This window comes from Mycolicibacterium pyrenivorans, assembly GCF_025821625.1.
GTDB classification, from domain to species: domain Bacteria; phylum Actinomycetota; class Actinomycetes; order Mycobacteriales; family Mycobacteriaceae; genus Mycobacterium; species Mycobacterium pyrenivorans.
This window is the reverse complement of the sequence record NZ_JACKSH010000224.1, coordinates 53,944-60,948: the sequence shown is the minus strand read 5'-3', so window position 1 is coordinate 60,948 and position 7,005 is coordinate 53,944. Positions and strand designations below refer to the sequence as shown.

The 7,005-nt window shown below is 68.0% G+C and carries 6 protein-coding genes; 3 read left to right on the top strand and 3 right to left on the bottom strand.

The window, feature by feature from the left end; translation table 11 throughout:
• Positions 1-140 precede the first annotated feature (140 nt).
• Together H7I57_RS24660 and H7I57_RS24655 are read right to left on the bottom strand one after the other, a co-directional pair.
• Complete coding sequence (locus tag H7I57_RS24660; protein WP_264026726.1) at positions 141-1,751, bottom strand: 4-coumarate--CoA ligase family protein; 1,611 nt, start codon at positions 1,749-1,751, stop codon at positions 141-143.
• Positions 1,748-2,191 (bottom strand): MmcQ/YjbR family DNA-binding protein, encoded by a 444-nt coding sequence (locus H7I57_RS24655; RefSeq protein WP_264026724.1) that lies wholly within the window; start codon positions 2,189-2,191, stop codon positions 1,748-1,750. Before H7I57_RS24655 ends, H7I57_RS24660 begins: the two co-directional genes overlap by 4 nt.
• Before the next feature lie 133 nt (positions 2,192-2,324).
• Between H7I57_RS24655 and ligA the strand changes: the two genes are divergently transcribed.
• Complete coding sequence (gene ligA, locus H7I57_RS24650; protein WP_308204402.1) at positions 2,325-4,415, top strand: NAD-dependent DNA ligase LigA; 2,091 nt, start codon at positions 2,325-2,327, stop codon at positions 4,413-4,415.
• 3 nt (positions 4,416-4,418) lie between these two features.
• On the opposite strand, the gene H7I57_RS24645 is transcribed toward ligA, so the two are convergent.
• Positions 4,419-5,087, bottom strand: a complete 669-nt coding sequence (locus tag H7I57_RS24645; RefSeq protein WP_308204401.1) for an ACT domain-containing protein — start codon at positions 5,085-5,087, stop codon at positions 4,419-4,421.
• 96 nt (positions 5,088-5,183) lie between these two features.
• Between H7I57_RS24645 and gatC the strand changes: the two genes are divergently transcribed.
• Both gatC and gatA read left to right on the top strand, forming a co-directional pair.
• On the top strand, positions 5,184-5,483 hold the full coding sequence (gatC, locus tag H7I57_RS24640) for an Asp-tRNA(Asn)/Glu-tRNA(Gln) amidotransferase subunit GatC (protein ID WP_264026721.1): 300 nt from the start codon (positions 5,184-5,186) through the stop codon (positions 5,481-5,483).
• Complete coding sequence (gene gatA, locus H7I57_RS24635) at positions 5,480-6,964, top strand: Asp-tRNA(Asn)/Glu-tRNA(Gln) amidotransferase subunit GatA (RefSeq protein WP_264026720.1); 1,485 nt, start codon at positions 5,480-5,482, stop codon at positions 6,962-6,964. The genes gatC and gatA overlap by 4 nt, the downstream gene beginning before the upstream one ends.
• Positions 6,965-7,005: the final 41 nt, after the last annotated feature.

Below are 7,005 nucleotides of genomic sequence, written 5' to 3'. Positions count from 1 at the left end.
TACGGCCATCACACCGCCAAATCACTGACCTCGATGATCTACCTCATGCTCGGCGGAATCAGCCCGAAACTCCCCACAACAAGGTGAGGAGTCGCACAAACATTCGAACATGAACCCAGGCTAGAACACCCCGCCGACAACTATCCCGCGGAGCGCAGATCCTTCCGCAGGATTTTGCCCGACGCCGACTTCGGGACCGCGTCGATGAACTCGACCTGCCGGACCTTCTTATAGGGGGCGACCTGGCCGGCGACGAACGCCATCACTTCCGCCTCCGTCAGTTCGGCATTCTTCTGCTTCACGACGAAGGCCTTGGGCACTTCCTCGCCCTCAGCGTCCCGCACGCCGACCACCGCGGCGTCGGCGATCTGCGGATGCGCCAGCAGTACCGCCTCCGACTCCGCGGGCGGCACCTGGTAGCCCTTGTACTTGATCAACTCCTTCAGTCGGTCGACGATGTACACGCGGCCCGCCGCATCGACCCGGGCGAGGTCGCCGGTGTGCAGCCAGCCTTCGTCGTCGATGGTGGATTTGGTGGCCTCGTCGTTGTTCAGATAGCCGGTCATCACGTTGGGCCCCTTGAACCACAGTTCGCCTGTCCTGCTCAAACCCTCTGTGGGAAACTCGATTTCGTCTCCCGACTCCGGGTCGACGAGCTTGGACATGGCGTTGGAGACCGTCCAGCCGACCGAGCTCAGAGGCGCCTCATCGTGCATGTCGAGTATGCCGCGGTCGAACGGGGTGATGTGGCTGACGGGGCTGAGCTCACTCATCCCGTAGCCCTGGACGACCTTGCAGCCGAGTCGTCCCGCGACGGCGTGGCCGAGGTCGGCGTCCAGCGGTGCGGCGCCCGACATCACCACGTTGAGCGAGGAAAGGTCATGGGAGTCCACCAGCGGATGCTTTGCGAGCGCCACCGCCACCGGGGGTGCGATGAATGCGATGGTGCACCTGTGTTCGGCGATGTTGCCGAGGAACTCGCCGAGGTCGAAGCTCGGCATGATGACCAGACGCGCGCGGGCGTGCAGCGCGGCGTTGAGAAGCACTGTCATTCCGTAGATGTGAAAGAAGGGCAGGACGGCCAGCACCGCGTCGTCGGCCACCATTCCGTGCAACGGGCGGATCTGCGCGACGTTGGCCACCAGGTTGCGGTGTGTCAGCATCACCCCTTTGGGATTGCCCGTGGTCCCGGAACTGTAGGGAAGCACGGCAAGATGCGCCGACGGCGCGAAGTCCACTTGTGGCGCAGGCGTTCCCGCGGCGAGGAGGTCGGCGGCGTTGGGGTGTCCCTCGGCGTCGAGGCCTTCGCCGTCGAGGACCACCAAGTTCTCGTCGGCGATGCCCGCACCGGCCGCTGCCTCCTTGGCCTGCTCGAGCATGGGCGTGACGGTTATCAGCATCTTCGCGCCGGAGTCGGTGAGCTGCTTGGCGATGTCCTTCGCGGTGAACAGCGCGTTGATCGTCGTCGCCGTCGCCCCGGCCCGCAGGATGCCGTGGAAGGCCACGGCGAACGCCGAACTGTTGGGGGCCAGCAGGCCGACCACGTCACCGACGCCCAGGCCGCGGTCCGCGAGCGCGCCGGCGAATGTGTCGATTCGGGAGACCAACTCGCGGTAGGTGGTCTGTCTGCCGGACTTCGCGTCGATCAGGGCGACGCGGTCGGCCTCGGCGTCGGACAACCCTGCGAAGAGGTAGTCGTAGACGCTGGCGGTGGGGATGTCGACTTCGGGGAAGGGGCTGGAGAAACTCATGGCGTCTCCGATCGAATCACGTCCTGCTGCCCGCCGGGACGACGTTCGTCGAGCTGTTTGATCGATTTCTTCGGCGCGACGAGCCGGAACGACGAGTCGACCAACTCGACCACCTCGTCCCAATCCACCTGCGCAGCGGTGAGGTCCAGCCCGAGCCAGCCGAATGGCCCCAGGTATGCGGGATAGAAGAACCGCCCGTCCTGCTCGAGTGCCTTGCGGTCGCTGTCGTCGACCTTCACCAGCACCGAATGCGGGTACTGAACGTACTGGCCTTTCGTGTCTCCCTTGACGCTTCCGCCGTAGATCGCGAACATCTTCGGCGCGCAGAACACCGGGCGGCCCCAGGAGATCTTCTCGAACGCCTCCGGAAAGCCGAGCGCGATCTCGCGGACCTCGGCCAGTCCCTCGTCGTCGTCCCGAAACATGATCGGATGGCCCATGGCGCCAGCGTAGCCAGCGGATCACACCCCGATCCGCCCGTCGGTGGCCTCCGATAACCTCACCAGGGTGAGTCGCTCCGACATCTCCCGTCGTTCCGCTCGCCCCGAGGCGACCCCGACGGATCCCGAGGCGGTGCTGGCCGAGCAGGCTGACGACGCCCACGACGCCGACCTGCGTCGCCGCTGGCAGGAGCTCGCGGACGAGGTGCGGGGGCACCAGTTCCGCTACTACGTCCGTGACGCCCCGGTGGTCTCCGACGCCGAGTTCGACAAGATGCTGCGCGAGCTACAGGCCCTCGAAGACGCCAACCCCGAGTTACGCACGCCGGACTCGCCCACGCAGCTGGTCGGCGGTGCCGGTTTCGCCACCGATTTCACCTCGGCGGAGCACCTCGAGCGGATGCTGAGCCTGGACAACGTGTTCACGCCGGACGAACTCGCCGCCTGGACCGCCAGGATCAAGGGTGAGATCGGTCCCGATGCCCGCTACCTGTGTGAACTGAAGATCGACGGTGTGGCGCTGGCGCTGGTGTACCGCGACGGGAAGCTGGTCCGTGCCGCCACCCGCGGCGACGGGCGCACCGGCGAAGACGTCACGCTCAACGCGCGCACCATCGAGGACATACCCGAAAAGCTCACCGACACAGAGGAATTCTTGCTGCCGTCGGTGCTCGAAGTGCGCGGCGAGGTCTTCTTCCGTGTCGCCGACTTCGAGGAGCTCAACGCCGGCCTGGTCGCCGAGGGCAAGCCGCCGTTCGCCAACCCGCGCAACAGTGCCGCGGGGTCGCTGCGGCAGAAGAACCCCGCGGTCACCGCGAGGCGCAGGCTGCGGATGATCTGCCACGGCCTCGGTCACATCGAAGGCCCCGCGGGTTCCTCGTTCAAGACGCTGCACGATGCCTATCGGGCGCTCCAGGCGTGGGGCCTGCCGGTGTCCCATCACACCGCGCAGGTCCAAGGGCTCGACGCGGTCACCGAACGCATCGCGTACTGGGGTGAGCACCGCCATGAGGTCGACCACGAAATCGACGGGGTCGTGGTGAAAGTCGACGAGGTGTCGTTGCAGCGGCGGCTCGGCGCGACATCGCGCGCACCCCGCTGGGCAGTCGCTTACAAGTACCCGCCGGAGGAAGCCACGACGAAGCTGCTCGACATCCGGGTCAACGTGGGACGGACGGGACGGGTGACGCCGTTCGCCTACATGGAGCCGGTGAAGGTCGCGGGGTCGACCGTCGGGCTGGCCACCCTGCACAACGCGTCGGAGGTCAAGCGCAAGGGTGTGCTGATCGGCGACACCGTGGTGATCCGCAAGGCAGGCGACGTCATCCCCGAAGTCCTCGGTCCGGTCGTCGATCTGCGCGACGGTTCCGAGCGCGAGTTCGTGATGCCCACCCACTGTCCGGAGTGCGGGACCGAACTCGCCCCGGCCAAGGAGGGCGACGCCGACATCCGCTGCCCCAACTCCCGTACGTGCCCGGCGCAGTTGCGGGAGAGGGTGTTTCACGTGGCCGGGCGCGGCGCATTCGACATCGAGGGGCTCGGCTACGAAGCCGCGACAGCCCTGCTGCAGGCCGGGGTCATCACCGACGAAGGGGACCTGTTCGGCATCACCGCCCAGGACCTGTTGCGCACCGAGCTGTTCACCACCAAGGCCGGCGAGGTGTCGGCCAACGGCAAGCGGCTGCTCGCCAACCTGGGCAAGGCGAAATCGCAACCGTTGTGGCGAGTCCTCGTGGCCCTGTCGATCCGGCACGTCGGGCCCACCGCGGCGCGGGCGCTGGCCACGGAGTTCGGCAGCCTGGAGGCCATCACGGCGGCCTCCGAAGAGCAGCTCGCCGCGACCGAGGGGGTGGGTCCGACGATCGCCGCGGCGGTCATCGACTGGTTCACCGTCGACTGGCACCGCGCGATCGTCGACAAGTGGCGCGACGCGGGCGTGCGGATGGCCGACGAGCGTGACGCCAGCATCGAACGCACACTGGAAGGCCTGTCGATCGTCGTGACCGGATCGCTCACCGCCTTCTCGCGCGACGATGCCAAGGAAGCCATCATCGCCCGCGGCGGCAAGGCGGCGAGTTCGGTGTCGAAGAAGACGGCGTACGTGGTCGCCGGTGACGCACCGGGATCCAAGTACGACAAGGCGATCGAGCTCGGTGTCCCCGTCCTCGACGAGGACGGGTTTCGCCGGCTGCTGGCCGACGGCCCCGAGGCAGAGGGGGAGTAGTGCTCAACCGGTGATGGTCGCGATGATCCCGGCGAGGTAGCCCAGGCGCGCTACCTCGCTCGGCCGGAACGCGGGCCCGCCGGGACGGCCCAGTACGACCGCGGTTCTCGGATCGCCCAGCGGTGCGACGGCCAGCGTGGTGTCCATGTCCCGCCACACCTGCGGCACCCAATCGGCGGTGGCGTCGAGCGCCTCGGCGTGATCGATCGGCAGCCACGGCGTGTCGGCCGCCTGGGTCTCGGGGGCTCCCGGGCTGCCCACCAGCCGCCGCGGCCCGGACCCGGTCAGCTGGGTCACCGTGCACCATCCGACGCGCAACACCTTGGGAGCTTCGTCGACGAGGACCTGAAGCCTCTTGAGCTTGCCGTCGACGGCGGCGACATGGTCGATCAGCTCCAGTTCCCGGTGCGCTTCCAGAAGGCCGGTGTGCGGCCGGATGCTGTCGACGTAGACGCCGTTGAGCTTCTCGGCGGCGGTGATGAGCATGTCGGGCATCACCCCGGGGGGGATTTCGACCACCAAGTCGTCGATCGCATAGCCCGCGAGCCGCTCGACCACGTCGAGGGACAAGATGTCGGCGCCCACGGAGCCGAGGGCGACGGCCAGAGCGCCGAGGCTGCCCGGCCTGTCCTCTAGCTGGACCCGCAGCAGATACGAAGGCACGGCCAACACTGTTTCACGGAGTGCGGTGGCCAGGCGACTCGGGCGCGGTCGCCCCGGGCACATGGGGCGGCCCGCCGCCGGGCGGGTGAACTAGGCTTCGTGGTCGTGTCACAAATCTCTCGAGACGAGGTTGCTCACTTGGCACGCCTCGCCCGGCTCGCCCTGACCGACGGTGAACTCGACAGCTTCGCCGGCCAACTCGACGCCATCCTCGGTCATGTCAGTCAGATCCAGGCGGTCGACGTCACCGGGGTCGAGGCCACCGGCAACCCCTTGAAGGACGTCAACGTGTTCCGGCCGGACGTGGTCCGGCCATCCCTGACCCAGGAGCAGGCCCTGGCCGCCGCGCCGAAGTCGGCCGAGGACCGGTTCGCGGTCCCGAGGATTCTGGGAGAAGCGGAGTGACCCAGCTGACCAGGCTCGACGCCGCGACGTTGAGCGCGAAGATCGCGGCCAAGGAGGTGTCCTCGACGGAGGTGACGCAGGCGTGTCTGGACCAGATCGCCGCCACCGACGGCGAATATCACGCCTTCCTCCATGTCGCGGCCGATCAGGCGCTGGGCACCGCGGCGGCCGTCGACGCCGCCGTCGCCGCCGGGGAACCGCTGCCGTCGCCGCTGGCCGGTGTCCCGCTGGCGCTCAAGGACGTGTTCACCACCACCGACATGCCCACGACGTGCGGGTCGAAGATCCTCGAGGGCTGGATGTCGCCCTACGACGCCACCGTCACCGCCCGGCTGCGCGCCGCGGGCATCCCGATCCTCGGCAAGACGAACATGGACGAATTCGCGATGGGGTCGTCCACCGAGAACTCGGCGTTCGGTCCGACCCGCAACCCGTGGGACGTCGACCGGGTGCCCGGAGGGTCGGGCGGCGGGAGCGCCGCGGCGCTGGCCGCCTTCCAGGCTCCGCTGGCCATCGGATCGGACACCGGCGGGTCGATCCGGCAGCCTGCGGCACTGACCGCGACGGTCGGTGTGAAGCCCACTTACGGCACGGTGTCCCGGTACGGGCTGATCGCCTGCGCCTCATCGCTGGATCAGGGTGGACCGTGCGCGCGCACGGTGCTGGACACCGCGCTGCTGCACGCGGTCGTCGCCGGGCACGACCCGTGTGACTCGACGTCGATCGACGCCGCCGTTCCCGATGTCGTCGGCGCGGCCAGGGCCGGTGCAAGCGGCGACCTGAGCGGTGTCAAGGTCGGTGTGATCAGCCAGCTGCACCGCGGCGAGGGCTATCAACCGGGGGTGCTGGACTCCTTCAACGCCGCGGTCGAACAGCTCACCGCGCTCGGCGCGCAGGTCACCGAGGTGGACTGTCCGCACATCGACTACTCGCTGGCGTCGTACTACCTGATCCTTCCGTCGGAGGTGTCGTCGAACCTGGCGAAGTTCGACGGTATGCGGTACGGCCTGCGGGCCGGCGACGACGGCACCCACAGTGCCGAAGAGGTGATGGCGCTGACCCGGGCCGCCGGTTTCGGCCCCGAGGTCAAACGCCGGATCATGATCGGCGCGTATGCGTTGTCCGCCGGCTATTACGACGCGTACTACAACCAGGCCCAGAAGGTGCGCACCCTGATCGCGCGGGATCTCGACGAGGCCTACCGCAGCGTCGACGTGCTGGTGTCACCCACGACGCCCACGACGGCGTTCCGGCTGGGCGAGAAGGTCGACGACCCGCTGTCGATGTACCTGTTCGACCTGTGCACATTGCCGCTGAACCTCGCCGGACACTGCGGAATGTCAGTACCGTCAGGACTGTCGGCGGACGACAACCTGCCCGTCGGACTGCAGATCATGGCCCCGGCGCTGGCCGATGACCGGCTCTACCGGGTGGGTGCGGCCTACGAGGCCGCACGCGGTCCTCTGCCGACGGCGCTGTAACAGGGGAGGATGGTTGCGGACGCGAGGAGCAGGAGGGCCTG

Coding starts and splice junctions, on each gene's coding strand:
- H7I57_RS24655 (WP_264026724.1), bottom strand. CDS start 2,191: ATGGGCCATCCGATCATGTTTCGGGACGACGACGAGGGACTGGCCGAG.
- H7I57_RS24660 (WP_264026726.1), bottom strand. CDS start 1,751: ATGAGTTTCTCCAGCCCCTTCCCCGAAGTCGACATCCCCACCGCCAGC.